32 protein-coding genes are annotated in these 26,570 nt (G+C 34.1%); 25 read left to right on the forward strand and 7 right to left on the reverse strand.

Going from position 1 to position 26,570, the window contains the following annotated elements:
• Positions 1-455: 455 nt before the first annotated feature.
• Positions 456-1,178: a sulfite exporter TauE/SafE family protein gene (locus tag BUB12_RS13565; RefSeq protein ID WP_072891468.1), complete on the reverse strand. Its 723-nt coding sequence runs from the start codon at positions 1,176-1,178 to the stop codon at positions 456-458.
• Between the two features lie 62 nt (positions 1,179-1,240).
• The gene (locus tag BUB12_RS13570; protein ID WP_072891469.1) at positions 1,241-1,615 is read right to left on the reverse strand and encodes a CopG family transcriptional regulator; all 375 of its coding nucleotides are present in this window, start codon (positions 1,613-1,615) and stop codon (positions 1,241-1,243) included.
• 219 nt (positions 1,616-1,834) lie between these two features.
• Here BUB12_RS13570 and BUB12_RS13575 point away from each other — a divergent pair, with 219 nt between their 5' ends.
• The 7 genes from BUB12_RS13575 (at position 1,835) to BUB12_RS13600 (ending at position 4,739) form a co-directional block, all read left to right on the forward strand.
• On the forward strand, positions 1,835-2,170 hold the full coding sequence (locus BUB12_RS13575) for an ArsR/SmtB family transcription factor (protein ID WP_072891470.1): 336 nt from the start codon (positions 1,835-1,837) through the stop codon (positions 2,168-2,170).
• Between the two features lie 15 nt (positions 2,171-2,185).
• Positions 2,186-3,130: a cation diffusion facilitator family transporter gene (locus tag BUB12_RS13580; protein WP_072891471.1), complete on the forward strand. Its 945-nt coding sequence runs from the start codon at positions 2,186-2,188 to the stop codon at positions 3,128-3,130.
• A gap of 228 nt (positions 3,131-3,358) precedes the next feature.
• On the forward strand, positions 3,359-3,616 hold the full coding sequence (locus BUB12_RS13585; RefSeq protein ID WP_072891472.1) for a hypothetical protein: 258 nt from the start codon (positions 3,359-3,361) through the stop codon (positions 3,614-3,616).
• Positions 3,613-3,954, forward strand: a complete 342-nt coding sequence (locus tag BUB12_RS13590) for a pepsin/retropepsin-like aspartic protease family protein (protein ID WP_084063358.1) — start codon at positions 3,613-3,615, stop codon at positions 3,952-3,954. The genes BUB12_RS13585 and BUB12_RS13590 overlap by 4 nt, the downstream gene beginning before the upstream one ends.
• A gap of 34 nt (positions 3,955-3,988) precedes the next feature.
• Positions 3,989-4,237 carry a hypothetical protein gene (locus tag BUB12_RS13595; protein ID WP_072891473.1) on the forward strand — a complete coding sequence of 83 codons (249 nt, stop codon included), beginning with the start codon at positions 3,989-3,991 and terminating at the stop codon, positions 4,235-4,237.
• Between the two features lie 48 nt (positions 4,238-4,285).
• Positions 4,286-4,435: a hypothetical protein gene (locus BUB12_RS18080; protein WP_234982716.1), complete on the forward strand. Its 150-nt coding sequence runs from the start codon at positions 4,286-4,288 to the stop codon at positions 4,433-4,435.
• Between the two features lie 79 nt (positions 4,436-4,514).
• The gene (locus BUB12_RS13600; protein WP_143155642.1) at positions 4,515-4,739 is read left to right on the forward strand and encodes a hypothetical protein; all 225 of its coding nucleotides are present in this window, start codon (positions 4,515-4,517) and stop codon (positions 4,737-4,739) included.
• A 170-nt stretch (positions 4,740-4,909) separates the two neighbouring features.
• Here the strand turns inward: BUB12_RS13600 and BUB12_RS13605 are convergent, their stop codons facing one another.
• Complete coding sequence (locus BUB12_RS13605) at positions 4,910-5,398, reverse strand: GyrI-like domain-containing protein (RefSeq protein WP_072891475.1); 489 nt, start codon at positions 5,396-5,398, stop codon at positions 4,910-4,912.
• A gap of 273 nt (positions 5,399-5,671) precedes the next feature.
• Here BUB12_RS13605 and BUB12_RS13610 point away from each other — a divergent pair, with 273 nt between their 5' ends.
• From BUB12_RS13610 to BUB12_RS18085, 5 genes are all read left to right on the forward strand, one after another.
• Positions 5,672-6,061 carry a (deoxy)nucleoside triphosphate pyrophosphohydrolase gene (locus BUB12_RS13610; protein WP_072891476.1) on the forward strand — a complete coding sequence of 130 codons (390 nt, stop codon included), beginning with the start codon at positions 5,672-5,674 and terminating at the stop codon, positions 6,059-6,061.
• Between the two features lie 68 nt (positions 6,062-6,129).
• The gene (locus BUB12_RS13615) at positions 6,130-9,027 is read left to right on the forward strand and encodes a DEAD/DEAH box helicase (protein WP_072891477.1); all 2,898 of its coding nucleotides are present in this window, start codon (positions 6,130-6,132) and stop codon (positions 9,025-9,027) included.
• A gap of 278 nt (positions 9,028-9,305) precedes the next feature.
• Positions 9,306-11,258 (forward strand): hypothetical protein, encoded by a 1,953-nt coding sequence (locus BUB12_RS13620; protein WP_072891478.1) that lies wholly within the window; start codon positions 9,306-9,308, stop codon positions 11,256-11,258.
• A complete protein-coding gene (locus tag BUB12_RS13625; RefSeq protein ID WP_072891479.1) occupies positions 11,248-12,078 on the forward strand; it encodes a hypothetical protein in 831 nt (276 codons plus the stop codon). Before BUB12_RS13620 ends, BUB12_RS13625 begins: the two co-directional genes overlap by 11 nt.
• Positions 12,079-12,090: 12 nt before the next feature.
• Positions 12,091-12,858, forward strand: a complete 768-nt coding sequence (locus tag BUB12_RS18085; protein WP_234982717.1) for a DUF6339 family protein — start codon at positions 12,091-12,093, stop codon at positions 12,856-12,858.
• A gap of 103 nt (positions 12,859-12,961) precedes the next feature.
• On the opposite strand, the gene BUB12_RS13635 is transcribed toward BUB12_RS18085, so the two are convergent.
• Genes BUB12_RS13635 through BUB12_RS13645 form a run of 3 tightly spaced genes read right to left on the reverse strand, consistent with a single transcriptional unit; the run spans position 12,962 to position 15,999 of the window.
• Entirely contained in the window at positions 12,962-13,219 is a 258-nt protein-coding gene (locus BUB12_RS13635) for a hypothetical protein (RefSeq protein ID WP_072891480.1), read from the reverse strand.
• A gap of 12 nt (positions 13,220-13,231) precedes the next feature.
• Complete coding sequence (locus BUB12_RS13640; RefSeq protein ID WP_072891481.1) at positions 13,232-15,676, reverse strand: DEAD/DEAH box helicase family protein; 2,445 nt, start codon at positions 15,674-15,676, stop codon at positions 13,232-13,234.
• Positions 15,676-15,999: a nucleoside triphosphate pyrophosphohydrolase gene (locus BUB12_RS13645; RefSeq protein ID WP_072891482.1), complete on the reverse strand. Its 324-nt coding sequence runs from the start codon at positions 15,997-15,999 to the stop codon at positions 15,676-15,678. Before BUB12_RS13645 ends, BUB12_RS13640 begins: the two co-directional genes overlap by 1 nt.
• Positions 16,000-16,170: 171 nt before the next feature.
• On the opposite strand from BUB12_RS13645, the gene BUB12_RS13650 reads away from it, so the two are divergent.
• A complete protein-coding gene (locus tag BUB12_RS13650) occupies positions 16,171-16,854 on the forward strand; it encodes a tetratricopeptide repeat protein (protein WP_072891483.1) in 684 nt (227 codons plus the stop codon).
• 58 nt (positions 16,855-16,912) lie between these two features.
• Here BUB12_RS13650 and BUB12_RS13655 read toward each other — a convergent pair whose 3' ends face one another.
• On the reverse strand, positions 16,913-17,431 hold the full coding sequence (locus BUB12_RS13655) for a hypothetical protein (protein WP_072891484.1): 519 nt from the start codon (positions 17,429-17,431) through the stop codon (positions 16,913-16,915).
• 282 nt (positions 17,432-17,713) lie between these two features.
• Between BUB12_RS13655 and BUB12_RS13660 the strand changes: the two genes are divergently transcribed.
• The 12 genes from BUB12_RS13660 to BUB12_RS13715 all read left to right on the forward strand — a co-directional run bounded on the left by BUB12_RS13660 (position 17,714) and on the right by BUB12_RS13715 (position 26,233).
• Positions 17,714-18,559: a cupredoxin domain-containing protein gene (locus tag BUB12_RS13660; protein WP_072891485.1), complete on the forward strand. Its 846-nt coding sequence runs from the start codon at positions 17,714-17,716 to the stop codon at positions 18,557-18,559.
• Between the two features lies 1 nt (position 18,560).
• Positions 18,561-20,054: a hypothetical protein gene (locus BUB12_RS13665; RefSeq protein ID WP_072891486.1), complete on the forward strand. Its 1,494-nt coding sequence runs from the start codon at positions 18,561-18,563 to the stop codon at positions 20,052-20,054.
• Positions 20,055-20,296: 242 nt separating this feature from the next.
• Positions 20,297-20,515 (forward strand): DUF2281 domain-containing protein, encoded by a 219-nt coding sequence (locus tag BUB12_RS13670; RefSeq protein ID WP_234982718.1) that lies wholly within the window; start codon positions 20,297-20,299, stop codon positions 20,513-20,515.
• Positions 20,516-20,525: 10 nt separating this feature from the next.
• Positions 20,526-20,696, forward strand: coding sequence for a type II toxin-antitoxin system PemK/MazF family toxin (locus BUB12_RS18270; protein ID WP_200801078.1), 171 nt, complete (start codon positions 20,526-20,528; stop codon positions 20,694-20,696).
• A 372-nt stretch (positions 20,697-21,068) separates the two neighbouring features.
• Positions 21,069-21,278: a hypothetical protein gene (locus tag BUB12_RS13680; protein ID WP_072891488.1), complete on the forward strand. Its 210-nt coding sequence runs from the start codon at positions 21,069-21,071 to the stop codon at positions 21,276-21,278.
• Positions 21,279-21,356: 78 nt separating this feature from the next.
• On the forward strand, positions 21,357-21,782 hold the full coding sequence (locus BUB12_RS13685) for a hypothetical protein (protein ID WP_072891489.1): 426 nt from the start codon (positions 21,357-21,359) through the stop codon (positions 21,780-21,782).
• A 45-nt stretch (positions 21,783-21,827) separates the two neighbouring features.
• Entirely contained in the window at positions 21,828-22,475 is a 648-nt protein-coding gene (locus BUB12_RS13690) for a hypothetical protein (protein WP_072891490.1), read from the forward strand.
• 43 nt (positions 22,476-22,518) lie between these two features.
• Positions 22,519-23,562, forward strand: coding sequence for a serine hydrolase domain-containing protein (locus BUB12_RS13695; RefSeq protein WP_072891491.1), 1,044 nt, complete (start codon positions 22,519-22,521; stop codon positions 23,560-23,562).
• 114 nt (positions 23,563-23,676) lie between these two features.
• Positions 23,677-23,997, forward strand: coding sequence for a hypothetical protein (locus tag BUB12_RS13700; RefSeq protein WP_072891492.1), 321 nt, complete (start codon positions 23,677-23,679; stop codon positions 23,995-23,997).
• A 145-nt stretch (positions 23,998-24,142) separates the two neighbouring features.
• Entirely contained in the window at positions 24,143-24,577 is a 435-nt protein-coding gene (locus tag BUB12_RS13705; protein ID WP_072891493.1) for an HIT family protein, read from the forward strand.
• A gap of 15 nt (positions 24,578-24,592) precedes the next feature.
• On the forward strand, positions 24,593-25,084 hold the full coding sequence (locus BUB12_RS13710) for a hypothetical protein (protein WP_072891494.1): 492 nt from the start codon (positions 24,593-24,595) through the stop codon (positions 25,082-25,084).
• 102 nt (positions 25,085-25,186) lie between these two features.
• Positions 25,187-26,233, forward strand: coding sequence for an LLM class flavin-dependent oxidoreductase (locus BUB12_RS13715; RefSeq protein ID WP_072891495.1), 1,047 nt, complete (start codon positions 25,187-25,189; stop codon positions 26,231-26,233).
• Positions 26,234-26,570 lie beyond the last annotated feature (337 nt).

Consider the following 26,570-nt stretch of genomic DNA (forward strand, 5'->3'; position numbering starts at 1 on the left):
CATACCCCTATGAAGGGGCATGTTTCCTTTATCTCCTTGAAAATGCATTTACATTTGCATTTTCTGCGTGCGATGTTTCGCTGTCGTAGCGTTCCTTGTCCTACGTAGGAATGTTCAATTAAAACCGCCACTTTGCGTGGCAACATTGAACCACCTGGCATGGCCAGGCGCAAATGTTTTCGGTGGGGCGAGTAATCGCAGTCCCAGTCCGTACGTCGCAAAACGGGCGCTATACGCTTTTATAAACATATTCAAATATTTGAATATATGATGTTGATTATACTCCGTAAAGGGAAAAGAATCAATGGAATAGATTTGTAGGATAAGTTTAAAACAGTGTGTGGTGTTTGTTAAGTTTTCCCTACAAATTCAAAAATAATAGATACGATTATTATAGCTATTACTTTTAACATATTGTTCCCTCTAATGCCCCTTTTGGTATATAAGAACATGATTCATATGTTCAAACTTTCGATAAGGAGGTAAATACCTGTGAAACTCAAAAGTATATATGTAAATATCCTGAAAATACGTTGATTAAGCCATTTAAAAATAATTTGCCCTATAAATAACCCCAAAAACACAAGTGGTATTGCATAAAGACTTGATTCCCATATTAATGTATTTGTACCCGTAAAGATTATTTGTGTCACTAAACTGATAAAATATATAAATAGGTAAAAAGCTAAAGTAGTTGCCCTTAACTTTTCTTTTTGAGTATCAGTTCCTGTAAAATACAGCAATAATGGAGGACCAGGCATACCGATGCTTGTAGTTAAAAGACCAGACAATCCACCAACAATGAAATCTCTAGTGCGAGTACCCTTTACCCTAAAATTAAGTATCAACAGCAATGTTAAAACTAAAAGCAGTATACTAACGCCTATTTTAAAAGTGGTTATGCTCATGGAAATAAAGATAATTATACCAAAGGGTACTCCCACTATACTGCCAATGATAAATCTCTTTACAATTGAAAAATCAATGTCCTTTCTGATTTTACTTATTAATGAAATGGAAATAATTAAAGATAAAATCAGATTTATTTGTATGGCTTCTTGAGGTAGAAATAACATTAGTAAAAAGGGTGTTGCCATGATGGAAAACCCAAAACCAGTACTAGTTTGTAGAATAGAAGCAATTAATATAATACCAAAGAAGAATAAAATAGAACCCAAAGTTGAAGCTACCCCCTAAAAATTAAATATGCTGAACAAACCCCGGGAAATGCTTTGGTTGCTCACTTAAAGAAATCCTTTACTTTTGAATTAGCTCTGAATACACCAGAAACGATAATCGATTTGATGGTTTTTCTTGCTAAATCTAAATCGACATCATCATCTATAACTAACATCCCTACCACTTTAATATCTAATACTTTGTTCTTCTCCAATAAATTCTCAAGATTTTTTCTACTGTAATGGACAATTCCAATTGCATACGACTTTTCTTCTATTACATGATCAATATCTCTTGAATGGGAGGTTAATTGATTTCGAATTGAAGTTTTGATAAAATCTGTACGGTTTGAATAGAAGCCTTGCTCCACCAATAAATCAATCTTCCCCAAATCTACAACATTTGAATTAATTGTGATTTTTTCTGTTTCAGCCATCTCAATACCATCTCCTTACCCATCTGATTTTCCACTAGTTTATCATGAAGATTCTGAAAAGTAAACATCCAATTGGAATCTGTATGGATGGTAAAAATAGTTTTTTCATTTCCTACAATAAATAGTCACATTCTAATTGACAGTTGCATAGGTATATCATAACGTATATATGAGCATATGTTCATATATTGTTCGATTGAAATTGGAGAGGTGAAACGAATGAGTGAAGAGAAAAAAGAAGAAAACTCTTTTACTGACAGTCAACAGCATTTGGATGAAGAAACATTGTTTGTGGTATCACAAACCTTTAAAGCTTTGAGTGATCCGACTAGAATTCGCATTTTAAATTTATTGTGTACAGGGGAGCATTCCGTTAATGAGATTGCAGAAACATTAAATTTAGGACAATCGACGGTTTCTCACCAATTGCGTTTCTTGAAAAATTTACGGTTGGTCAAATATAGAAGAGCAGGGTCTACATTATTTTATTCAGAAGATGATCATCACGTCATGAATTTATTAAAACAAGCAATCAATCATGCTACTCATCATTAGATTAGGGGGCAAATCATGGGACACGGTCACGGCCATACACATGGTTCAAATAAAAAAGTTTTATTAATTAGTTTTATTATTATTACGTTATACATGGTTATTGAGGCAATAGGTGGCCTTCTTACGAACAGTCTTGCTTTGTTGGCCGATGCAGGACATATGTTAAGTGATGCGATATCTCTTGGGATTGCCTTAATTGCGTTTAAGTTTGGAGAGAAGGCTGCGAATTATAGTAAAACATATGGATATAAACGGTTTGAAATATTGGCAGCTGTGCTTAACGGAGTAACCCTCATTATTATCGCTATTTTTATATTTTATGAGGCAATCGAGCGTTTCCAACATCCACCGGAAGTTGCTTCCACTGGCATGTTAATTATCGCTTCCATTGGTTTAGTCGTTAATATAGTTGTTGCATGGATTATGATGCGTGGTGGAGATGTAGAAGAGAATTTAAATATGCGTGGAGCCTATTTGCATGTAATAAGTGATATGCTCGGTTCCATTGGTGCCATTATTGCTGCCTTACTCATTATGTTTCTAGGGTGGGGTTGGGCTGATCCACTCGCTAGCGTAATTGTCGCAGCACTTGTGTTACGCAGCGGCTATCATGTAACCAAATCTGGCCTTCATGTTCTGATGGAAGGGACTCCCAAAAATGTTGACGTGGAGAAAGTCATTCAAATTATCCTGAACACAGAGGGGATTCATGATGTTCACGACTTGCATATTTGGTCGATTACTAGTGGGCTAAATTCACTTTCCTGTCATGCAGTTGTAGATGATCAACTGACCATTGCAGAGAGTGAACAAATGCTTCGACAAATTGAACATGACCTCGAACACCAAAATATTCATCATATGACGATTCAATTAGAAACGTCTGCTCACCTACATGACAATTCAATTTTGTGTCAAATAGAAGGTGACGCACCAGGACATCATCATCACCATCATTAATCGAATCTAAAATATTGCTATAAATAACATTGGTTTCGTCATTGTATTTGACGGAACCTTTTCTTGTACTATTTCTTTAAATCTGAATAAATACTCTGAATATAGTGAGTCTTGTGTTAAGATGTGGGAGTCTCAAACTAAAGGGTACATCTTTAATAAAGATTTGATGTGAATTAGTGAAATTTTGATATAATGATGGTAAGAAAATTTTGAAGAGGAGGAGCATATATGTTATGGGAAGAAGTGAGAAAAGCATATCCTGATAAATGGGTTGTATTTGAAGCAATTGAAGCTCATTCAGATAATAATTATCGCATAGTAGATGATATAGCAGTAATAGACTCTTTCCAAGACTCGATGGACGCATTTCGTCGCCATAATGAACTACATAAGCAAATGCCGAATCGGGAATTGTATTTCTTTCATACATCTAGAAAGGATCTTGATATTCATGAGAAAAAATGGACAGGGCTTAGAAAAATATGATTAAGATTAAGGAAATGTCAAAATTACCATTTACAGAGGTTACAGTAACTTTTCGAGGGCGAAGCTTAAAATTAGAAAAGGTTTTAATTGATACTGGTTCTGCTGGAACAATCTTTAATGTCAATAAACTAGAACATATAGAGGTAAGACCAGAAGCACATGATGTAACTCAAACCATACAAGGAGTCGGAGGACTTGAGTTTGTTTATACCAAAAATATAGACCGAGTCTATGAATATTTACAAAGGGGAATGAAAATGAACAAAAAATATATTGGTTTATTTGTGGCAGGAATAATTGTAGGTGCTGTTCTGTATTCTTTATTTCCGATATTTTGATTGATGTAACGGGCGCTTTAGGACGGTGTTTATTATGAAGTGGTCAGAGATTAGAAAAATGTATCCAAATCAATATATTAAACTCAACATCCTCGACTATTACCTAGAAGATGATAAAAAGATTGTAACTGATGTGTCGTTAATAAATGTTATTGAAGATCCTAAATTAGCTACAAAAGAGTTACTTAAATCTAATGGAGATACCATTGTTTATCATACAGGCGCTGAAGAAATCATAATTGAGATAAGAAATGCAATAGGTCTAAGAGGAATACGATTATGAAGTTAGATTTTTAGAATTAATCCATGAATAGTAATGTAGATAATTTTTTTGACACTACGGGAACAAAATACTAGAAATGTTAAGGTTAACATCATCGCTTGGGATAACTGCTATGATGTTATTTTTTATATTGAAATACTGATGTTTGGTGATAATGTACATAAAGTAACTTGTACATTACTAGAACAGCAACAATGATGCTTTCTTTGGAACTATTAGGAGAAAAGTTAAGTTGGAATTTTTAATAATTATGGCTACAAATAAGGGGTGGTATTTGATGAATAATGTGATTTCTGCTATTTATATATCAACATCACTATTACTATTTTTTATTGTTCGAGTTATTATCATGTATGCTGAACAAACTCATCCAGAAAAACCATTAGCATTTATGAAAATGTCTGTTTATTATTTTCCATATATTCCATTAGTTATTGGTTTAATCTATTTGGTTGTTCATATCGTTTCTGTGAGAGACAAAAGACGGCAAAAAGGAGATTAAAGTAAATAAAACTTATTGTTATAATGCAGCAGGAATGGCTTAATTGCAACGAACAGTTTAGAAGAAGAGAAATTTTGAAATCCTATCTCTTTTGCTTACCAAGGGTATCATTAGCTGGTAAGTTCTAATTTTACCCTTTAGTACCCTCATTGAAATCCCTGTTTCACCGATTACTCTTTCGTCACAATCGGTATATAAATCTCAAAATGTGGATCATTTTGGTCACGTTCAACTGGATAACGCTCATGTTTGATTGGCATATATGGATCATAGTAATTTACACCAGGTTCTTTATATACGGTATAATTGCTTGCGAATAGCCATTTATGTAGGTCTGTATAAGTCTTTTGTATGTCTTCTCCTTTATTATGGGTGGCCTTTACATATGTCAATTCAGGAACCTCTATTTCAATCATCCCATCAGGAATCTCCTGCTGATCACTCACCTCATACACTGCATAGTGCACAAATCCATTTTCAATCACATGATAGGATAGACCTAATTGAACATTAGGATTCACCTTGTAAGCTAGCTCATCAGCACGCTCTTCAATTTGCCTTATGATGTTTTTTAAATGAGGTACAATCTCAGAAAATGTCCCTTCCCATTTTAATCCAACTGCCCGATAGCCTGGTAATGTAATAATTTCATAGCTCACTGTATTTCCTCCCTTAGCCTTAATAACAATAACTTCTATTTATTAATTCCTATATTAGTCAAAGAATCTATTGTTTAAAAAATCAACTCTATTTTACCATAAACTGCTTAAAATCAACTCTATTTTATAGATGGGTCCTCAGATTTAAATTGAACTTATGGTATTAGGTGAACAGTAGTAAAGCCTGTGTAGTATAGTTAACTCTATTATTTATGTTAATATCTATTATATAAGCCGAAATATATTTTCTATAAAACTGAAAGGAGTTATTTTATGAAAAAGGACATACATGTGGTCGGAGCAGTAATAAAAGAAAATAATAAAATCTTGTGTGCTCAAAGAGGCCCTTCAAAAACTTTAGCCTATAAGTGGGAATTTCCAGGTGGAAAGATTGAAAAAGGGGAGACTCCACAGGAAGCATTAAAACGAGAAATAAATGAGGAAATGAATTGCACAATAGAAATTGGAGAAATGGTTGAACATACAGTGTATGAATATGACTTTGGTATTGTGCACCTGACAACATATTTGTGTGATTTAGTTAAGGGAACCCCAAAATTAACAGAACATGTTTCTATTAAATGGCTACCACCTAAGGAATTAACTACGTTAGATTGGGCACCTGCTGACATTCCAGCAATAGAAAAGTTATCAAGGCTATAATTATTATTTAGTGAAGTACATAATAAATTATTTGAAATATATAACAATAACTATAGATGGTGATTAAGATGGATAAATTATTGAAAGATTTAGAAACATCATTACATCATGGATTCATAGATAGAGAGCGGTACAGAAATGGACGGTATAGACCCAAGTTACTTGTAAATAACACTAAACGTAATGAAACTGTTCTCTCTACCATCATAGAAGAATTAGAAGCTAGTCATTCTTTTATTTTTTCTGTAGCTTTTATTACAGAAAGTGGACTTGCAACTTTAAAGTCACAACTCCTAGATCTTCATAATAAAGGAATTAAAGGTAAGATTTTAACATCAACATTTTTAAATTTTAATAATCCTAAAGTATTTCGAGAACTATTAAAGATTAGTAATGTAGAAGTGAGATTAGCAGATGTTGAAGGCTTTCATTCAAAAGGATACATATTTGATCATAAGGATTATTCTACTCTAGTTGTAGGCAGTTCCAATTTGACCGCTCAGGCTTTAAAAGTAAATTATGAATGGAATATAAAATTAACCTCGCATGAAAATGGAGATATCGTATATCATTTTAAAAATCAATTCGAGAGTATTTGGAAAGAAGCACAACCATTAAATGAATATTGGATTAATCAATATGAGAAAAGTTATAAACCTGTTGATTTTAAAACAGCACAAAAAGTAGTGGAACTTCCATTAAATTACCAAGCCAAGAATTCGATTGAGGAAGTTATAAGTATTAAACCTAACAAAATGCAAAAAGTTGCTCTCAAACAAATTCAGGAGGTAAGGGATAAGGGAAATAGTAGGGGTTTAGTAATATCAGCTACAGGTACAGGAAAAACGTATCTTTCAGCTTTTGATGTAAGAAGATTTGCACCGAAGAAAATGCTATTTATTGTTCATAGAGAACAAATTCTTAATAAGGCTAAGTCAGACTTTAAACGAATTATGGGAGGTCCAGATAGAGATTTTGGGATTTTGTCTGGTTCTAACAAGCAAACAGATGTTAACTATTTATTTGCTACAATCCAAACAATTTCTAAGAGAGAAAACTTACACTCATTTGCTCATGATGAATTTGATTATATTCTTGTTGATGAGGTTCATAAAGCTGGTGCTGAGTCATATCTAAGAGTGATCGATTATTTTAAACCAAAATTTCTAATGGGAATGACAGCAACTCCTGAGAGAACGGATGACTTTAATATATTTGAGTTGTTCGACTATAATATTGCTTATGAAATACGTTTACAAGAAGCTTTAGAAGAAGATATGTTATGCCCATTTCATTACTTTGGAGTAACGGATTTAGAATATGATGGTGAATTAATTGATGATACAACTATCTTATCAAGATTAGTTACAGAAGAAAGAGTTAATCATATTATAAATAAAATAGATTATTATGGATACTCAGGTGATTGTGTAAAAGGGTTAATGTTTTGTAGTAGGAAAGATGAAGCTGTAAAGCTATCAGATGCTTTTAATGAAAAAGGATATCGTACCGTTGCACTAACAGGCAATCATTCACAGGAAGAAAGAATGCATCAGGTTTCACGTCTTGAAAATGGAGCATTAGATTATATAATTACTGTTGATATTTTTAATGAAGGTGTAGATATACCAAGTGTTAATCAAGTAGTAATGTTAAGGCAAACTCAATCTAGTATTGTGTTTATTCAACAATTAGGAAGAGGATTGCGAAAACATGACTCGAAAGACTTTGTCACAATTATAGACTTTATTGGTAACTACAAAAACAATTATTTAATTCCTGTAGCATTATCTGGAGATAAATCTCAAAATAAAGATAACATCCGTAGACAGACAGCTGAAACGCACTACATTAAAGGTGTTTCAACTGTTAACTTTGAAGAAGTTGCTAAGAAACAGATATACAAATCTATAAATAATAGTAATTTAACTGCGTTGAAAATACTAAAAGAAGCTTATACTGAATTAAAAAATAGAATTGGAAGAATTCCATATTTCCATGATTTTATCAAAAATCATTCCATCGATCCTTTAGTGATAGTGGATAAACATAAAAATCATTTTCAGTTTTTAGTAAAAATGAAAGAAGAGGTTCCTGCAATAACTGGATATGATAACAGTGTTTTGACTATGTTATCTTCTGAAATATTAAATGGTAAACGTAAACATGAATTGATTTTAATCGGATTATTATTGGAACAAGGAAATGTGGAATATACTAAATATTTAGATGTGTTGCAAAATAATGGGTGTTCCACTGATGAAGAAACCATTAATTCTGTGCACCGAGTATTCAATTTATCTTTCTTTACTCAAACAGATCAAAAGAAATATGGAAACGAACCTTTACTTTATTTGTCAGATAAACAAGTATATACATTCAATGATAAAATAAGAAAAAGTTTATCGGAGAATAAATTTTTTAATCATCTTTTTACTGATATTTATAAAAGTGGTGTTGAAAAATCAAATAAATATCAATCAGATAACCCACTGACTTTATATCAAAAGTATTCAAGAAAAGATGCATGTAAATTATTAAATTGGCATAATGATGAAAGCTCAACAATGTACGGATATAAACCTAAACATCAAACGTGTCCAATCTTTATTACATACCATAAAAAGGATGAAATTGACTCAAGTGTTGATTATGGAGATGAATTTATTAGCACGGAAACATTGTTATGGTATACACGAAGTAATAGGACAGTTGAATCACAAGAAGTGAAAAAAATTATTTACGCAAAAGAAAACAACTACGATATTCATATTTTTGTAAAGAAAGATGACGATGAGGGAAGTGGATTCTATTATTTAGGAAAAGCACTTCCAGATAAAAAGACTGTTGAGCAGGATAAAATGTTAGACAAGAAGGGGAAAGAAATCCCAGTGGTTCACATGAATATGAATTTAGAGAAACCAGTAGATAATACATTATATTATTATATTGTAAATGAAAGTTAAACGATAAGTGATGATACTAATCCCTATCTAATTTTTCTTGGTAAATAGTAGAGAATAATGATATATGAGAGAGTAGCAATCCAGGACAAGTGGATTGCTGCTTTTTTCGTGTATTGGTAAGTATCATTGACAATAGTTACAACCAAGAGCAGAATAGTAATAAAGAACTAGTTTTATAGAAGAAATCTATAAGTTAATGTATGGATATTTTGGTCTAATTTTAATAAACAATTTGTATAGATTACAAATGAGTAAAGTTATGAACAGGGAGGATATAAATGAAATCCTATTGGAATTTTCCGGCTGCTACTGGTGGAATGATAAATTCAATTAATAATGCAGGGTTAGAAACATTTAGAGGTAATGCAATTGAATCATTAATGCGTGAAGTAATACAAAATGCCCTTGATGCAGTAAAAGACTCGACCAATCCAGTAGTAGTTGAGTTTAGTAACTTTTCTACAAATAGTTCAATATTTCCAAATAAAAGGGAATTAGTTCGCGCATTTGAATTGTGTGAGAGCACTTGGAAAGGTTTTAATAAAAAAAGTGAAGACTTTATTAAAGATGGCTTAAAAATTCTAGAAAAAGAAAATATTAATTATTTAAGAATCAGTGACTTTAATACTAAAGGATTAGAAGGAGCAAGAGAAGGGAAATTAGGAACACCATGGTCATCTCTGGTCAAAGAAGCAGGTTCTTCTAATAAGGATGAAAGTTCTGGAGGTAGTTTTGGAATAGGAAAATCAGCTCCTTTTTTAAATTCGAAATTACGAACTCTATTTTATTCATCTTTTGACATAACAGGTTATAAATCTCATATTGGTGTAGCAAATATTATGTCATTTAAAAAGGAAAATAATCTTACTACGTTAGGGAATGGTTACTTTACTAATACAGAGAATTCCTTAGCTATTCCTGGACAATTAATGCTAGACCCAGATTTTAATAGAATTGAAACAGGTACTGATATTTTTATACCAGCATTTGAACCAAGTACGGATGATTGGGAAAACGAAGCCATACAATCTGTGTTATTCAATTTCTTTATTACTATCTTTCGTAAGCAATTAGTTGTAAAAATTAATGAATTTGAGATTAATCATCGAAACATTGAATTATTAATTAATGGTCTTGATGACAATGAAGAAAATCGAACATTAAAACATTACTTTTCCTTATTAATTTCAAAAAAGACATCTATCGTGCCATATCCAGCAAAAAATTATAAACGTGCCAATATCTCCTTTGATGAAGGAGAGGCTGAACTGTATCTATTAAATGGAGAAGCTGACGAATTAAATAGACGTGTATTAATGACTAGAAAAACAGGTATGCGTATCTTTGAACAGAAAAATATTAGTGGAAGTATTTCATTTACTGGTATTTTAATGATAACTGGACCAAATATGAATCGGATATTTAAGCAGATGGAGAATCCAGCACATAATGAATGGTCTCCAAAACGGTATGAAAAAGATCCAAAAATAGCAGATAAGATTTATGCAGAATTACGAAAGTTTATTAGAGATACAGTAAAAAGTAAATTCCAGGAAAAAATCACCGATGAAATGGATGCAGTAGGATTGAGTGACTTTTTACCTAATAAAAATCTAATGTTAGATGAATCTGAGAATAAAACAGAATCATTAAACAAAACGATTAAATCTATAATTAAAAAGGATAAAATACAAGATACAAAGAAAGTTTCAAAACGGAAAGGTAAGGAAACTAAGGAAATTGAAGAACAGCTTGTGGGTGAATATGGGATCAGTCCAACAGGTGATGAAGGGGGAAATCTTGGAAATACACAGTCGGATGGGGGTTCTAATGCTGGAGGAACCGGGGATACAGGTGGTAACAATGAATTAGACCCTACTATGACTGGGTTAAATGATAAGGAAAAACAGCGTAAACCTAGTAAACAACCAATTGCAATACAACAAAAATATATTTGTGTAGATAAAAGTAATGGAAGGTATCGTTTCATTATTCAACCCAAAAAGACAATTGCAAATGGAAGATTAGTTTTTCGTGTGTTAGGTGAGCAGAACGATTATGATTTGCCAATTCGTCAAATATCAGTAAGTAATCCAAAGGTTACTATAGAAAAATTATCATCAAATACTGTTCATTTAAACTCATTAAACAAAGATGAACAATTTATTCTTAATGTAGTTATTGATTATCCGAATTACTGTGTAATGGAGGTAGAGCTATATGAAAATTAGTAAGTCATATCCATATCCTGTCTTATATGTGAATAATGATGATTATGTATCTTCTACCTTCTATACTGAATTTGATGTCCAAGATTCATTCGGAGAAGTAAAAATACAAGTACAATTTTCATTAGATAACACGGAAATATCAAGACTAATAGAAGAAGATATTGCTGTATACCTTGTCCATATTGAATGTGGGCAAACTAGTTTTCGTCATGCTTATAAATCGAATCAAAAAGTATTTGAGATAACGATCCCAACGGAGAATTTGCGTGGGAAAATCAATATTCATACTTATATTATCGCAAATAAACGAATTGAAAATTACACTAATGATAACTTAAATGATTGGTTTAAAGACATCCCAATCACATATGAAAAAGGAAATATACTAGCAATTGGGGATGCAATAGAAACCACAATGTATGAGGATAATTTAGAAATGCTTAATCTACCTTCCATTGTAAAAATATCAAAATCTCTAAAAAATGAATTTATGGAAGTAGATATTCAGTCAGATATTATAACGATTTCTTTGCCAAAATATGAATATAATCAATACGCGACTAATGCTAAGTCAAGATTGAAAAACACTATATTATCAAATGTTATTACACCAAGCTTGGTATATGTATTTTCTAAAATCCATGAAAATACTGAGGATCTACAAGAGTACACATGGTATCAAGTATTAGAAAAGATATTTGATGAAAATAACTATAGATTGGAAGATGTGGGTAGTGATTCATTGTCGGCATTAAAAGCTGCTCAACTTGTCCTGCGTAAACCTTTAAAAACTAGCTTTGAAGAGATTGAAAAAATATAAGGGGGGATGGATATGAAGTTGAAATTTATTTCTGAAGAGACATTGATGGACTTACGAACAAATTATAGCACTTATAAAGACTATTATTATACAAAAGATAATTTCTGGTTTGACAATTATTTTAGTGAGCCTGGAAGGGTAATTGAATCCAAGATAGAATTTGATATGCCAGAATTGAATTATCATGAAGACTATAGTGTTAGTGACCGTGAAAATGTAAAAAAAATTTATGATGCATTTAAGCATTTGAATTTATCACAAGCAACTCAAGAGAGATTGTGGTCTGGTTTAGCTCACACTCAGTTTAGGGATTTTTCTTATTACCGTTTGAAAAATGAACTGGAAAACAAGAACGATACTCGTATTAATACAGGAATGTTTTTTAAAAACTCAAAAAAACGTTCTCTCTTTGTTCATGTTCTTGCAAGGTTATGGTGGGTTGGCTATATGACTTACGATGAAACCAATGAAAAAAATCCATATTGGTTAACTGAGTTCTTCTGTGAGAAGGATTTTTCTGCGAGAAGTGTTGTTTTCTTTGCAAGTAACTTCACATCAAACCGTAATATAACTAAAGGGATTTTAAAAACATTATTAAAATGGCAAGAATTAGGAATACCTATCAAACGAGATCATTTTGTTCAGGCTAATAAGTACCTGAATGTGGTCGGTGGTGCAATGATATTAGATATGTTAACAGTAGAAGAAGTAGAGGAAATGGTAGATTCTTATCTGAAAAAGTACTATGGTATGAGAATGGAAGCAATCGGACAGATCTAGTTTAAATAATAGAAATTAACCTTCTCTAACTGAGTACGGATAATATATAAACAAAAATAGTAGCTAGTAATTTAACTGGCTACTATTTTTAATATTTATTATGCTATTCATATTTTACTTCCCAAACTCCTTGTTTAAATTTTGCAACACCTGCACGAACATAGTTGTTTTCAGTATAAATACAGTCCCATATTTCTAGTTTGGTTTCATTAACAATTACTTTAATTCTATAATTGGTGTCGAGATAACCATCGTACCAAAATATCTTTGAGTAGGTGTCATAGTTAAGAAAACTTAAGTCATAATAATCTAAGTTTATTAACACACTTTCTATTACTTCTTTAGATGGTTCTAGAATCATATTAGCACCTTCTCATATCAATCGACTTTTTTCTTTAACACCTTTCCTCTCAAAATACACATGCAACTTATACTCGCTAATCTGCTGTGTCATCTTATACAGGCTCTCTTGATCTTCCTTATCCACCTCAAAATTCATCCCAAATTGATCACCGTCGAAAAACACCAAATCATCTTTCCCTACCCATTTGGATAGTGGCATGTCACTTAGAAGTTTTATAATCCCTTTTTCATTGTAATCCCAAAGTTTTTTTGTATTCTTGTTGGAAAAATCAATTTGCTTACGATACTCTTTTTCCATGTAAAACTTATGAAAAAATGGAGCAATATCTATAGGTGTAACAGGCTTAAACCAATCTTCAGGACCCTTCTCTAGTAAGTACTGTAGTACGACCATCTTATACGATTTACTCATTTGCTCTTTTTCCACTTTTGCTAGCCATTGATAATAGCTTTGATAAACTTCTTTTTCATGGATAGATAGCTCTCCATATTCTTGTAGGAAGGAAAAGTAACCACCAAATGCTTGAAGGTATTCCTTAGAATTTATATTTCCATACAAATGTGCTTCCTTATAAGTTGGACGTCTACCTAAGTTTTCTTTAACAGCAAGATAATCATGAAATAACCTTTCTTTGCGAGAGCTGCGTTTCTTTTGAAGCTCATTAAGTAAATCTATAACTTCTGTTTCAAAGTGAATATCACAGACCTCTGGTACAATTGGAACCGGGTTTCTAGTAGACTTTGGCTTGTCTGGATTCTCTTTATCAGCGAAAACTTGTAGTTTTGTATCGGCATGACGATAATTACCGATCAAGTCTATAATGACACAGGTTTCCTTTCCAGCAAATTTTCGTAACCCACGGCCAATCTGTTGAGTAAAGACAACTAAGGATTCAGTAGGTCGAGCAAACAAAAGAGTATCTACTGAAGGAATATCAACCCCTTCATTAAATAAATCAACAGTAAAGATAATCTCAATTTCACCAGACTCTAGCATACGAATTGCTTCTGCTCTTGAAATATCTTTTGTCTTTGAAGTGAGTGTGATTGCAAGCGCGCCTTTGTTAGTGAAATAATTTGCTAGGAATTCTGCTTGTTGAATGGAAGAACAAAAAGCGAGAGTACGCGACTGTTTATATTGCGTCCATTTATCATAAATTTTACTTGCTCGATCCGTTTGAAGTTGTTGTAACGTTAGCTCGTGCTGGTCATACTTATTTCCAAGCCAACGGATCTGGGAGTAATCAATATCATCTTTAATTCCATAGTAAGAGAACGGGGTTAACCAACCGCGTTGAATTGCTTCAATAAATGTTATTTCATAAGCGACATTTCCGTCACATATAGCAAAAACATCTTGTCCATCTGTGCGCTCTGGTGTAGCAGTTAACCCTAATAAAAATTCTGGATTAAAATAATCAATGACTTTAGTATAGCTCTTTGCTGCAGCATGGTGGAATTCATCAACTACAATTAAATCAAATTCATTAAGGTCAAACTGATGCAAGTGATCTTGAATGCTTAAGGTGAAAATGGATGCAAATAACATATCATGATTCTTGTTTTTCTCAGATGCATAGTAAAGTCCACCCTTTTTATGAAGGACCTGTTCGAAGCTTTTCTTTGCTTGTTTCAAAATTTCTTCGCGATGAGCAATGAATAATATTTTCTTAAATCTCTTTGCAAAAAATGCAGCTAAGTATGTCTTACCTAAACCTGTTGCCATAACGACCATTGCTTTATTATAGTCTTCTTCTATGGTTGAATGAAGTTCTTCCAGCGCTTCGTTTTGTGCTTGGCGTGGTTCTAGTTTTGTTTCATAAGTTTTAAAACTATCTTGTACTTGGTTACTTGATTCTTGTTCATCAGTAGGTAAAGTTAATTCGATTTCCTCACGCTTTGTCCAAGTTGCCATTAAGTCGGTATTTTTAGCACGGAACTGATTATAATCGTTTTGGTATCTTTTTAAAGTCTCAGCATTTATAGCAATTGTTTGGTCATCATAAAAAGATTCTATAAATAGATCAATCGCTTCATCAAATGTATGTTGGGAGGCTCTACGTTGCATACGAAGATTCCACTCGACCCCACTAGTAAACGCAGAACGAGATAAATTAGAAGAACCAACAATGATTGCACCTTCTTCTCTATGCTTGAAAATATAAGTTTTAGGGTGAAAGGCAATCCCATTGCTACGCCATAGTCGAATTTCTATATTGTCGCCTTCTAATTCTAATAATCGAACTAATGCATTGGGTTGGGTTACATACAAATAATCTCCAGTTAGTATCTTAATGTCCGCACCTTGTTTTAAAGCATCTTGTAACGAATCGAAAATTACGTCTACGCCAGACTTCATAATGAAGGAACTAAGGATGTATATGGTGGAAGACTGACGAATATCTTCTTTAATTTGTTTATGTAAGTTATTGGTATATAAAGTGATGTCCTCCATTAATCATCAACCTCTACAAGATAGATTTTTTCTTCAAACCCACCTCTTTTTGCAGCCTTTTCTTCACGAATTTGTTCGACTTTTTGTATGGATTCCCCATGAACTTTTGCCAGGGAGTGCATTAATTCCAGTATATCTGCTAATTCCTCAAGTGCATCTATATCTGTTTTTGCTTCTTGATATTCGGATACTTCTTCATTTAATTTAATTTTAAGTTCTTCTATGTAACGGTCATTTGGTAGAATTTCAGTTTTTAGCCCTTTGCCTGTATTTTTTATAATTTCTGGTATCTTATCACGTACGAGTTTGTTGTATGTTGGCATTAAGGAGACCTCCATTATCTTTCTATTAATTTAATTGTATAGAAAAGAATTATAGTGAGCAACAGCATAATTGGTAATATCCAAACACATTTTTAGTACAACAACTATTCCTGTTATATACTATAGATATGGACCTATGAAATAGATACTTCTTAGAAAGTCGGTGACAAGATGCGTGAGAATACGATCAATAAACTACAGAAGGCCTATGATTTTTTTAATCAGGGACTTTACAAGCAGGCAGAGATTCTTTATTTAGGAGTCTTGGATAAGTTAGATAAAGAGGATCTAGAACTATACAAACAAGCTTTACACGGGCTTGGTTATGTGAAGATTGAATTGGATCAATATCAGGAAGCAACAGAAATGTTCTTGCAACTGCTAAGTTTGGCAGAACAAGAAGGGAATAATGAAGAAAAGGCGATTGCCTACCATCAGCTTGGGATGGCCGAGCGTAAGGCGAGAAATTATGAGCGTGCGATGACTTATTTTGATGAGGAAATCGCAATTTATGATACATCTTCTCCAGATTTCCATTTAGGATATGCAGCAGCTTACTATGAATATGGCACCGTATTTATGTTGCAAGATGACCTGGAAACAGCCAAAGAATACTTGGAGAAATCGGTCAGTCATGCAGAGAGAACCGATGATTTAGTATTGTTAGGCTATGCATACCGTAATCTTGGGGATGTGTACCAAGCGATGGATGAAGGGCAAAAAGCGTTAGTATTTTACCAGAGCGCACTAGAATCCCTCCATCGAGGAGATAGTCCTCAGGCAGCAGAAGACGTGAAAAGCCGAATGGTCGGCGTTTTACAAGACTTAGAAAATGGAAAGAGCACCCTTAATTAAATAAGAAAGGCGAGTGATCTAATAGGAAATCACTCGCCTTTTATGGTTTTTAAGTATATCAACTGTCATTCCTGATAGGGACAATTTCTAATGATGAAAATGGTTGTTGATGAATTGCAAAAAAGAATTTAGAGTCACCAAAAATCTCTAAATCTCTTTCTTCACCAGCTCCTAACAACTTCAAACGTTGGATGGAGTGATCGAAGACCTGTCCATATAAAACAGAATACTCTAACCCTGTTTTAGTTTCGGAGGTAAAACCATTGGTCGTATAGGGGATATTTTTGAATGCATCATCAACATCAAAACCAAAATATGGTTCACCTCGAAACCAACGATATCCTTTTTTACTTTCAGTCAAACTCGCCACCCCAAGTCCACCTGCACGTACGAAAAAAACAAATGTTTCTCCCTGATATTCCTCGACTGATAGAACTGCTGATTGGTCAACATTTTCTTTCTCTAATCCATGTTCAATGGCTTTTTCCTTTGTTTCAAACCAACTAGAACGATCATCCTGACTACAGCCCGCTAATAGGATTAATATAAAGATACTCCCCAGAAATAATTGTCTCAAAGGACCACTCCTACCCACCGTTTTGATAGCTTGAGATAATAATAACATAATATTCAAATAATAATAAGGTTTATTCTATTGTTAACAATTACGATGGCCAACTTCAAAATAAAGCCACCCACTGTAACTATCAAATTGGAACGTTAAAAAACGAATTTCGACAAAAATCTTGTTTTTATGCAAATATAGGAATATACTAATCTCATAACCTCCTACTTTTGCACTATATTCATAGTGTGAAAGCAATGTTATAAATTTATAGTATTAAAGGAGAGATTAGGGATGTTTAAGAAGAAGGGGAATGTGCTCGTTCTATTGCTTGCACTAGTATTATTTGTTAGCGCTTGCAGTAACGACGAAGAAGCAAGTAAGGATGTAGAAAAAGAGGATGCAGATAGTCCTGCAAAAACATCATTAGTTGTATCAGGTGATGTTGTTGAAGAAAAGGCTGGCTGTGTACTTAAGAGTCAATTTACAGTAGGGGATCTAATTGTTTGGCGAGTCGATGTTATTGACCCAGAAACAATGGAACAAGCACCAGACGATACAAAAGTTCAAGTACACTTGTCAACTGGTGATGTGTTAGATATGCGTTATGGTCCTCACCCAGCTGGTGAAGAGGGAGCACCATCATTCTGGACGGTGTCACTTCCGGTTACAGAGGAAACTCCAACTGGCGTATTAGAATATCATGTGACTGCTGAAATTGGGGATAAAAAAGGCGAATTCCGTCCATTTGATGTCGCACCATCATTATTAACAGTGAATCCTCCTGAAGGACAAGCTGATGTAGAAGAAGAAGCTACTGAGGAAGAAGCAGAAGAATCAGTTGACTTATCAAATGTGGAAACAAATCAAACAATTAATCTAATTGCTAAGAACTTTTCTTTTGAAGGTGAAAACGGAGAGAAAACATTCTACGTTAAAGCTGGAGAAGAAGTTACTTTAAATTTAACAAATGATGAAGGTATGCATGGTGTTGTCATCCATGATTTAGATGTACAACTTGATGAAGAAGGTACTGTAACATTTACACCAACAGAACCAGGAGAATATGAGATATTATGCAGCATTTTCTGTGGAACTGGTCATGGTGATATGAAAGCTAATGTAGTGGTAGTTGAGTAAAATGAAGAAAAGAATACTTTTATTTTCCATGATTTTTCTGATGACGGTGTTAGCTGCGTGCACCAATTCAGATGCAAACAACAATTCTGAAGGTGATTCGGGTGAGAACGAATCATCCGCTAATGCAGAAGAAGAAACAACAAAGCTGATTAATAATATTGAACTGTCTTTAACCCAAGCTCACATTGGAGAGACAGTAGAATTTACAGCAGATCAATTAGAACCAAATGAAGATTATCAAATTATGTGGAATGAATATGATGGACATTTTGAATTAGAAGGGCTTTACACGTTTGTTGGACCACAGTATACCGACCGTGACATCGTTCTAGTAGAAGGAACAAGTAATGATGATGGCGTTTGGGAGGGTTCGTTTGAAGTTCCTGATGGTTTTGGTGGGAATCATAATGTTGTCGTTGCACAAGGTGACACAAAAATCGGGCAAACTGGATTTTTCGTTATTCCGACCTTTTCCATGGAACCAGAATCTGGTCCTGTAGGTACTGAAATCAAAATAAAAGCTAAAGGTCTAGGCTATGACACGTATAAATCCATGTGGCAATTGACCTATGATAATAAATACACAGGGGCAATCACAGGGATGTCGACAAATGGAACAACGGTTGCCAAGATTCGTGCAACGGGCCATGTTGGAGATCATCATATAAGTGTCCGTTCTGGTTATTTAGGTTCACCATACATCAACTTTGGGGATTCCCCACATGCTAGATGGCCGGCACCTGATTTTACGTTTACCGTAACGGATGAAGAGCCGATCGTGGAAGATTTTGTTGAAGAAGCACCAGAGGGAGCAGATGGTGGAGTAGAAATGCCAGCTCTTGAAAATAAAGATGGTGTGGAAGTTGTATTAGAAAAAGAAGAAGGCATTGTTGGTGAAGAAAACAGTATAACAGCTTCAGGCCTTCCAGAGAATGAAGAAGTGGAAATTATTTGGAATACGATGGTTGGTAGCCGTGTGAGTGGAAATGGTTTTGATGAAGATAGTGACCAGCTTGCTACGGTAACAACGGATGCTGATGGAAACCTTACCTATGATTTTGAAATACCAGATGATTTAGGTGGAATTCCTCACCGAATGGATGTAGTAGTAGGGGATGAAGTTTACGCTCAAGCCTATTTGCGAATACTTCCTTCGATTGTAAGTATCGAACCGAAATCTGGCCCAGTAGGTACACCAATCAAAATCACCATTAAAGGTGGTGGCTGGACAGAATTTGATAATGCGTATTATATGACATATGACAATGCGTATATGGGGTATATGTGTTCATTCAATAGTCAAGGAACACTTGAATTTACAACATACGCAACTGGTGAACCAGGGCATCATTTAATGGACCTCTATCCAGGATTGTATATGCAAAAAGAAAAGAATCCATTAGATATGACCTTGATACCACAATTAACGTACAGTGTGGACCATCCAGGTTCAGGCATGCCAGCAGTTCGTATGTCCTTTGAAGTAACAGAATAATAGTTTATAAGGCATTTGTCTACTAGGTGGTAGGCGAATGTCTTTTTTTTATGAGGAAGGTTATTACTATGTAGTAACGGATACCGCTTAGGGGTGACACACTGTCGTTCATATATACGTTCGCACAGTAATTCGCAAAGGAATTCACTGTGTAAATTTGGTGTTTTAATAAAAGAGTGAATTTATATTAATACACCAATGGTATGAAGTTATCCAAAGTGATATAATAATATAAATTATTCATGAAAGAGATGATGCACATCATGAATACTGCTAAGGAACGTTTATTAAAAATTATTGATGAAATTTCAGAACAAGAAGTCGATAAAATTTTAGATTTTGCTGAGTATTTAAAGACAAAAAAAGAAAAAAGTTTATCACAAGATTTAACAAAAGCGAGCGAAAGTAGCATTGATTTTTGGGATAATGATATAGATGATGAGGTTTGGAATGATGTATAAATAAGGTGACATTGTTTTAAGTCCAGTCCCATTCAGTGACTTATCAAATAGAAAACAACGTCCTGTTCTCATTATTTCAAACGATGATTATAATCAGATGATGGATGATATTCTAGTTGTTGCTATTACTTCACACTTAAAAGACCTTGATTATTCAGTCATGATTGAACAAAAAGACTAAGGTGAAGGTTCTCTTATAGTTACATCAGCAGTGAGAGCAGACAAAGTTTATACACTTTCAAAAAGAATTATCAGAAAAAAATTTGGGAAAGTGAACTTAGAAGCATTGAATAGAGTTCGAACTAAAGTACTAGACTTAATAAAATAGCAAATAAATACAGACTAGGTGGGCTGCGATATGCAGTCCTTTTTAGTTATTAAAATAGAGATAAAACAGGATATTGAATGTACAATGGGTACTCTTTGCTTTATTATTTTCTGAATATTATGGTATCATTTGGTTAGAGATTATTAATCAAACTTGTCACTTGGGAGTAGGTTACACTTACAAAGTTCGAATCCTATTGTTGATATCAATAAGGAGGAAGGGAATATGACTTTAGGAAAACAGATGCTATTAACTATAGCAATTTTTACAGTATCCGCTGTAATAATAGAACTGCTACTACGGTATTTTGACCCTTCCATCAATGATTTCTTTAGGAGTGCAATTACATCTTCTCCAATACTTATATCCCTTGTACTGACAAATATCATTTCTAATCGAGTTAAGAAAAAAACAGATGACCAGGATTCAGGGTGATAGGAACATTTTGAAACGGGAAAAGGTAAACAGGGTGGCTAAAAGATGAAATACTGTGGAAAGCTGGAGGGATAATATATGAATATATTGATGCAACGGGTTATACAAGCGTTGAGTTTAACTAACGACTTCTATGAAACTATCGAAGAACACTGTTTACGGTTTGCCATACCAGACGTACCTTCAAATACGATCGGAGAGCAAGCATATTGTATTATTGGAGCAAGAGAAAGTTATTTAAAAGCTCTAAAAGCTGGTCAATGGAATGGATTTGAGTGTAGTTTAACGGATAGTCATAATAAAATCTTACTTATTAACAAATTGAAAGAAACTCATACAAACATAGAAAAATATTTACAAGAAGTTAGCATCGATAATGTTAACAATAATCTACTAATAGATTTATTAGAGCATGAAGTACAGCACCACGGGCAATTAATTCGCTATGCTTACGCTAATAAGATTGGATTTCCTAAAAGCTGGAATGCTCGTTATACGGTTTAGATCAGGGAGCGCTAGTTAAATTGAAGGAATTTTGGAGGATAAAAGATGCATTGGTGGTTACAAGGTGGTCCTTTCTTGGAAGTTAGTTTCTTGTTGGAACTTAAGGAAATGAAAAAAGAATCGATTCAGGAAGTTATCTTTCATTTGTCTAAGGTAGATGGAATTGAAATTTATGATAAAAACGTTGATGAAATTATCGACTTTTTTGTTAGAGGTTATCCCTATGACGAAGAAGATCCCCAATCTAATTACATACATTCTTTAAGACTGAGATTATACGTCAGTCTAACAAGAAAACGAAAAGCAACATTACAAATAGACAAGGTCTCTTCTAATGCCATAATGGTTAACTTTTGGTTTGATGGTACTGAAATTGATGAACCTGATTGGGACCGAGACGAATTTGAAGAGTTTACAAATTTTCATAAGATATTGTATTCGGTTTATGAATTTAAAATCGGTGGGATCGCGGTTGAAGAAGATATTCTTGAATTATTTGGATGTGATGAAACCTATCCTAACGAATGCTATCGATATGAAAACATATCACCTGATCGTTTTCTGAGAGAACTGTCTCATTTTGAAAGTATAATTTGGAACGAAAAATACGAGAAATTAACCCAAATTCCTAATAAGCATATAAGACTTGAGAAGGAAGGAATATTTATTAGATTTGGGAGTATTCATAACTAATATTCGCTGTAGGTTGCTAGAGTGAAAAACAAAGGGGGATATGATGGATATTCAAAAACAAAAATTCGAGAAAATATTTGAAGGCGTTACAAAGAAAAAGCAAATTCATGAATCTGTTCTTCTTGTAGAAAGCGCCAATGGAGATCTTTCCTACAATTTTGAGTACGGTGGGAAGAATATAGATACACCATTTTTGATTGCGAGTATTACAAAGCTGTTCACCACTGCTTGTATTTTCATTTTAAGAGAGCAAGGAAAGCTATCATTGGATGATAAAGTAGCCAAATATTTTAATAAAGATACAATAAGTGGCCTTCACGTTAATAAAGGTCAAGACTATTCTAGTAGTCTTACAATCTCAAATATATTGTTTCATACTAGTGGATTGAGGGATGTGATAGAGGAAGGGAGTACTGAATCGAAAAAACGTGCTTTAAACAAGGATGAGTATATTGGGTTTAATGACACTCTATTAAAGACGAAGGAAATAAAGCCACATTTTGCTCCAGATACGGGGAAAAGAGCTCATTACGCAAATATAAACTTTGAAATCCTTGGAAAAATAATTGAAAAAGTTACTAATTCACCATTGGAAGATGTGTATAAACAATTTATTTTTGAACCTTTAAAACTTAATAGTACTTACCTTCCAATTAGTGAAGAAGATTTTATCCCAAAAGTATTTTATAAGGACACTGCCATGTATAGTCCGAATATAATTAGGAGCATTCGCGCGAGTGGTGGATGTGTTTCAACAGCTCGTGAGTTAATGGTATTTATCAAAGCATTCTTTAAAGGAACGTTATTTAATCATACTGTTTTTCAAGAATTTAGCGTAAATAATAGGTTGCAAGCTTCTATGCTTCCAATTCATTATGGTGCTGGATATATGAGAATTCCACTCAATGGATTTGCAACGCTTTTTATGGGCAAAGGTGAGCTAATTGGGCATTCTGGTTCAACAGGTTCCTTAGCATTTTACTATCCCGAACAGGATATGTTTTTTGTTGGGGATGTCAATCAAATGGAAAACCCAGCAATACCCGTGAGGCTAGCGATGCGACTAGCCATGTCTATGAAAACGTGATTTTTTGCAATTATTAATATAAAAATTGTTTCAGCTCTATTGTGTAAAAAAATCAGAGCAATCTCGAACAGTTAGGAACAGTGTCCAATTAATGCAGGTTGGAGGTTATAGCTTATGAACGTAATAAAATCAAAGCAGTTTTATGTAATTTTATCATTGGTCTGTGCTGTAGCCATGTTATTAATGAGTACCACCTTTCAAAGTATGGCATATTGGGGGGAAGGTTTGACGTGGTTTTGGGTCGGAGTTTCTTGTACTTATTTACTTTGGTTAATGGGAATCGTATTTCTGGCTGTAGCAATCACTAAGAGAACAGATCTGAATCCAAAATTGAGTATTGGTGTATCTATCATGGGAATAGTATCGTTTATTCTATTATTATGTGGATTCGGTTGGACTACCTTTATTATCATATTTGGTTTGTCTGGTTTATAAATGAATCTTAATTGAGGAAGGGACTATAATAAATGAATCATATAAGGTGATCCATGTGGAATCGCCTTTTTCTTGATTTTTATTTTTAGAATATTATGCTAAGATAGTAAGCTATATGAAGAATGTAGTAGGGAGACGGGGAATTATGGAAACAGGGATCGAATGTTTAGGGTGCAGATTAGCAAATAAAATCCAACCAACAAATATTGTTTACGAAAATGAATATGTTACTTGTTTGTTAGATCATATGCCTTTTAATGAAGGTCATACGTTAATTTTACCGAAACAACATGTTGTAGATGTTGATGAGCTTGATAATGAGACTGCGAGTGCGATAATGAGTGCCTCTATTTTATTATCAAAGGCTTTAAAGAAGTTATACAAACCAGATGGGATTACTGTCACGCAAAATGGTGGAATTTTTAACGAGTTGACTCATTATCACATGCATGTCGTTCCCAGATATAAAAAACAAGCCTTTGCCGATTTCTACAACATGGATGCAGTTTCAGACGAAAATATAAAAAGACTACTAGATACGAAGAATTTGTTAAAGGAAGTAATGGATACGTTGAAATAAGAGGTGGAGGAGAATATGAAAAGAAAGTACATACTAGGAGTTTTGGTAATTTTAATTTTTATATCGGTTAGTTTAAATGTATATTTATATAATGAATCTGTTTCAACAAAGAAAGAATTCGGTTCTTCTTGGAAACTAATAGCTCAAAACTCTAATGACACCATTGACTTTATGAGGAATATTAACCTAAATAATGAGGCAAAAACTGAGGAAGGAAGAGATTTTTTAGAAGAAATACAACACAGGATTTTGTATCAATTAAAATCAAACTTCCCAGTGGCTAATGATGTTCTGTATGAAGTTGAAGCTGTATTAGTAAAAGCGATAGAAGAAGGTCAGGTTACAGAAGAAGACATTAAAACTTATAATCAAAATCTTGGTATAATCGATACCATAATATATTACTTCAATGAAGATTATACATCAGATATGGATTGGTACAAGGCATTTACAACTGAAAATTATTCCAATGCATTTACTAAGTCTATAGAAGAAGCAACAAAATAAAGGCAATTGAGTACTAGGTGACTGTCATTAATGGCAAAAGCATTGGGAAACCCTTAAGATAAAAGTAATACATATCAGTAGGATTAAAAGGGAGGAAGTATTGTGGAATTAGGAATTACTACTTTTGTTGAAACAACCCCTGATGTGAAGACAGGTAAAGTGATTAGCCATGCTGAGCGAATTCGTGAGGTAGTAGAGGAAATTGTGTTGGCCGATGAAGTTGGCTTAGATGTTTTTGGTGTTGGAGAGCATCATCGGGAAGATTATGCTTGTTCTGCACCTGCTGTCTTATTGGCTGCAGCTGCATCGCAGACGAAAAATATCCGTTTATCCAGTGCCGTATCGGTATTGTCTTCCGACGATCCGGTTCGTGTGTTTCAAGAATTTGCAACAGTGGATGCCATCTCAAATGGTCGTGCAGAGATAATGGCTGGACGCGGGTCGTTTATCGAATCATTCCCGCTATTTGGATATGACTTAAATGATTACCATGAATTATTCGAGGAAAAATTGGATTTATTGCTGAAGATTCGAGAGTCGGAGAAAGTGACATGGAGTGGGAAACATCGCCCTTCCATCAACAATCGAGGGATCTATCCACGACCTGTACAAGACCCATTACCGGTTTGGATTGCTAGTGGTGGTACACCGGAGTCCGTAGCTCGAGCTGGAGTTCTTGGCTTACCACTTGTTCTTGCTATTATTGGTGGAAGCCCACTGCAGTTTGCACCTCTTGTTGAATTGTATAAACGTGCTGCAAGGAAAAATGGCCATGATGCTTCGAAATTAACCGTGGCATCTCATTCACATGGTTTTGTTGCTAAGAGCACGGATGAAGCAGTCGAGAAATTCTTCCCACCAACCCAACGAGCAATGAACATAATTGGCAGAGAAAGAGGATGGGGAGAATACACGAAGACTACTTTTGATCATGCACGAAGCCTTGAGGGAGCATTGTATGTCGGTGATGTTCAAACAGTTGCCGAAAAAATCATCTTCCTTCGTAAAAATGTCGGTGTTACAAGATTTATGCTCCACGTTCCAGTTGGCTCCATGCCACATGAGGATGTCATGAGTGCCATCGAATTATTTGGGAAAGAAGTTGCCCCAATTGTTCGGGATGAAGTGGAGAAATGGAAAAATCAGTAGGCTTTTGGTCGACGCTTAGGGGATAACGGAACGAGGATTCATCGAGGGTTTCAGGTGGTTCGATGTTCCGTTATTTTCATAAATGGCCGTGATTTAGGGTGTTATGTGGTTCCTGATTCCGTTAATAGCAAGAATATGAGTGTAAAAGTTGATAGATTGCAATGATAGAGGAATGAGGATTCATCACGAGGCAAAAAACAGTAGTTTTTTGGTGAATAACGGAACGAGGATTCATCGAGGGATTCAGGTGGTTCGATGTTCCGTTATTTGCATAAAAAGCTGTGATTAAGGGTGTAAGATGGATCCTGGTTCCGTTAATAGCAAGAATATGATTGTA

This window comes from Ornithinibacillus halophilus, assembly GCF_900129485.1.
Lineage (GTDB): Bacteria > Bacillota > Bacilli > Bacillales > Amphibacillaceae > Ornithinibacillus > Ornithinibacillus halophilus.

What these genes read in the sequence shown, in the direction of transcription:
- BUB12_RS13570 (WP_072891469.1), bottom strand. Translation starts at nt 1,615, where the DNA reads ATGGCTGAAACAGAAAAAATCACAATTAATTCAAATGTTGTAGATTTG.
- BUB12_RS13575 (WP_072891470.1), top strand. Translation starts at nt 1,835, where the DNA reads ATGAGTGAAGAGAAAAAAGAAGAAAACTCTTTTACTGACAGTCAACAG.
- BUB12_RS13580 (WP_072891471.1), top strand. Translation starts at nt 2,186, where the DNA reads ATGGGACACGGTCACGGCCATACACATGGTTCAAATAAAAAAGTTTTA.
- BUB12_RS13585 (WP_072891472.1), top strand. Translation starts at nt 3,359, where the DNA reads ATGTTATGGGAAGAAGTGAGAAAAGCATATCCTGATAAATGGGTTGTA.
- BUB12_RS13590 (WP_084063358.1), top strand. Translation starts at nt 3,613, where the DNA reads ATGATTAAGATTAAGGAAATGTCAAAATTACCATTTACAGAGGTTACA.
- BUB12_RS13595 (WP_072891473.1), top strand. Translation starts at nt 3,989, where the DNA reads ATGAAGTGGTCAGAGATTAGAAAAATGTATCCAAATCAATATATTAAA.
- BUB12_RS13600 (WP_143155642.1), top strand. Translation starts at nt 4,515, where the DNA reads ATGAATAATGTGATTTCTGCTATTTATATATCAACATCACTATTACTA.
- BUB12_RS13610 (WP_072891476.1), top strand. Translation starts at nt 5,672, where the DNA reads ATGAAAAAGGACATACATGTGGTCGGAGCAGTAATAAAAGAAAATAAT.
- BUB12_RS13615 (WP_072891477.1), top strand. Translation starts at nt 6,130, where the DNA reads ATGGATAAATTATTGAAAGATTTAGAAACATCATTACATCATGGATTC.
- BUB12_RS13620 (WP_072891478.1), top strand. Translation starts at nt 9,306, where the DNA reads ATGAAATCCTATTGGAATTTTCCGGCTGCTACTGGTGGAATGATAAAT.
- BUB12_RS13625 (WP_072891479.1), top strand. Translation starts at nt 11,248, where the DNA reads ATGAAAATTAGTAAGTCATATCCATATCCTGTCTTATATGTGAATAAT.
- BUB12_RS18085 (WP_234982717.1), top strand. Translation starts at nt 12,091, where the DNA reads ATGAAGTTGAAATTTATTTCTGAAGAGACATTGATGGACTTACGAACA.
- BUB12_RS13635 (WP_072891480.1), bottom strand. Translation starts at nt 13,219, where the DNA reads ATGATTCTAGAACCATCTAAAGAAGTAATAGAAAGTGTGTTAATAAAC.
- BUB12_RS13640 (WP_072891481.1), bottom strand. Translation starts at nt 15,676, where the DNA reads ATGGAGGACATCACTTTATATACCAATAACTTACATAAACAAATTAAA.
- BUB12_RS13645 (WP_072891482.1), bottom strand. Translation starts at nt 15,999, where the DNA reads ATGCCAACATACAACAAACTCGTACGTGATAAGATACCAGAAATTATA.
- BUB12_RS13650 (WP_072891483.1), top strand. Translation starts at nt 16,171, where the DNA reads ATGCGTGAGAATACGATCAATAAACTACAGAAGGCCTATGATTTTTTT.
- BUB12_RS13660 (WP_072891485.1), top strand. Translation starts at nt 17,714, where the DNA reads ATGTTTAAGAAGAAGGGGAATGTGCTCGTTCTATTGCTTGCACTAGTA.
- BUB12_RS13665 (WP_072891486.1), top strand. Translation starts at nt 18,561, where the DNA reads ATGAAGAAAAGAATACTTTTATTTTCCATGATTTTTCTGATGACGGTG.
- BUB12_RS13670 (WP_234982718.1), top strand. Translation starts at nt 20,297, where the DNA reads ATGAAAGAGATGATGCACATCATGAATACTGCTAAGGAACGTTTATTA.
- BUB12_RS13680 (WP_072891488.1), top strand. Translation starts at nt 21,069, where the DNA reads ATGACTTTAGGAAAACAGATGCTATTAACTATAGCAATTTTTACAGTA.
- BUB12_RS13685 (WP_072891489.1), top strand. Translation starts at nt 21,357, where the DNA reads ATGAATATATTGATGCAACGGGTTATACAAGCGTTGAGTTTAACTAAC.
- BUB12_RS13690 (WP_072891490.1), top strand. Translation starts at nt 21,828, where the DNA reads ATGCATTGGTGGTTACAAGGTGGTCCTTTCTTGGAAGTTAGTTTCTTG.
- BUB12_RS13695 (WP_072891491.1), top strand. Translation starts at nt 22,519, where the DNA reads ATGGATATTCAAAAACAAAAATTCGAGAAAATATTTGAAGGCGTTACA.
- BUB12_RS13700 (WP_072891492.1), top strand. Translation starts at nt 23,677, where the DNA reads ATGAACGTAATAAAATCAAAGCAGTTTTATGTAATTTTATCATTGGTC.
- BUB12_RS13705 (WP_072891493.1), top strand. Translation starts at nt 24,143, where the DNA reads ATGGAAACAGGGATCGAATGTTTAGGGTGCAGATTAGCAAATAAAATC.
- BUB12_RS13710 (WP_072891494.1), top strand. Translation starts at nt 24,593, where the DNA reads ATGAAAAGAAAGTACATACTAGGAGTTTTGGTAATTTTAATTTTTATA.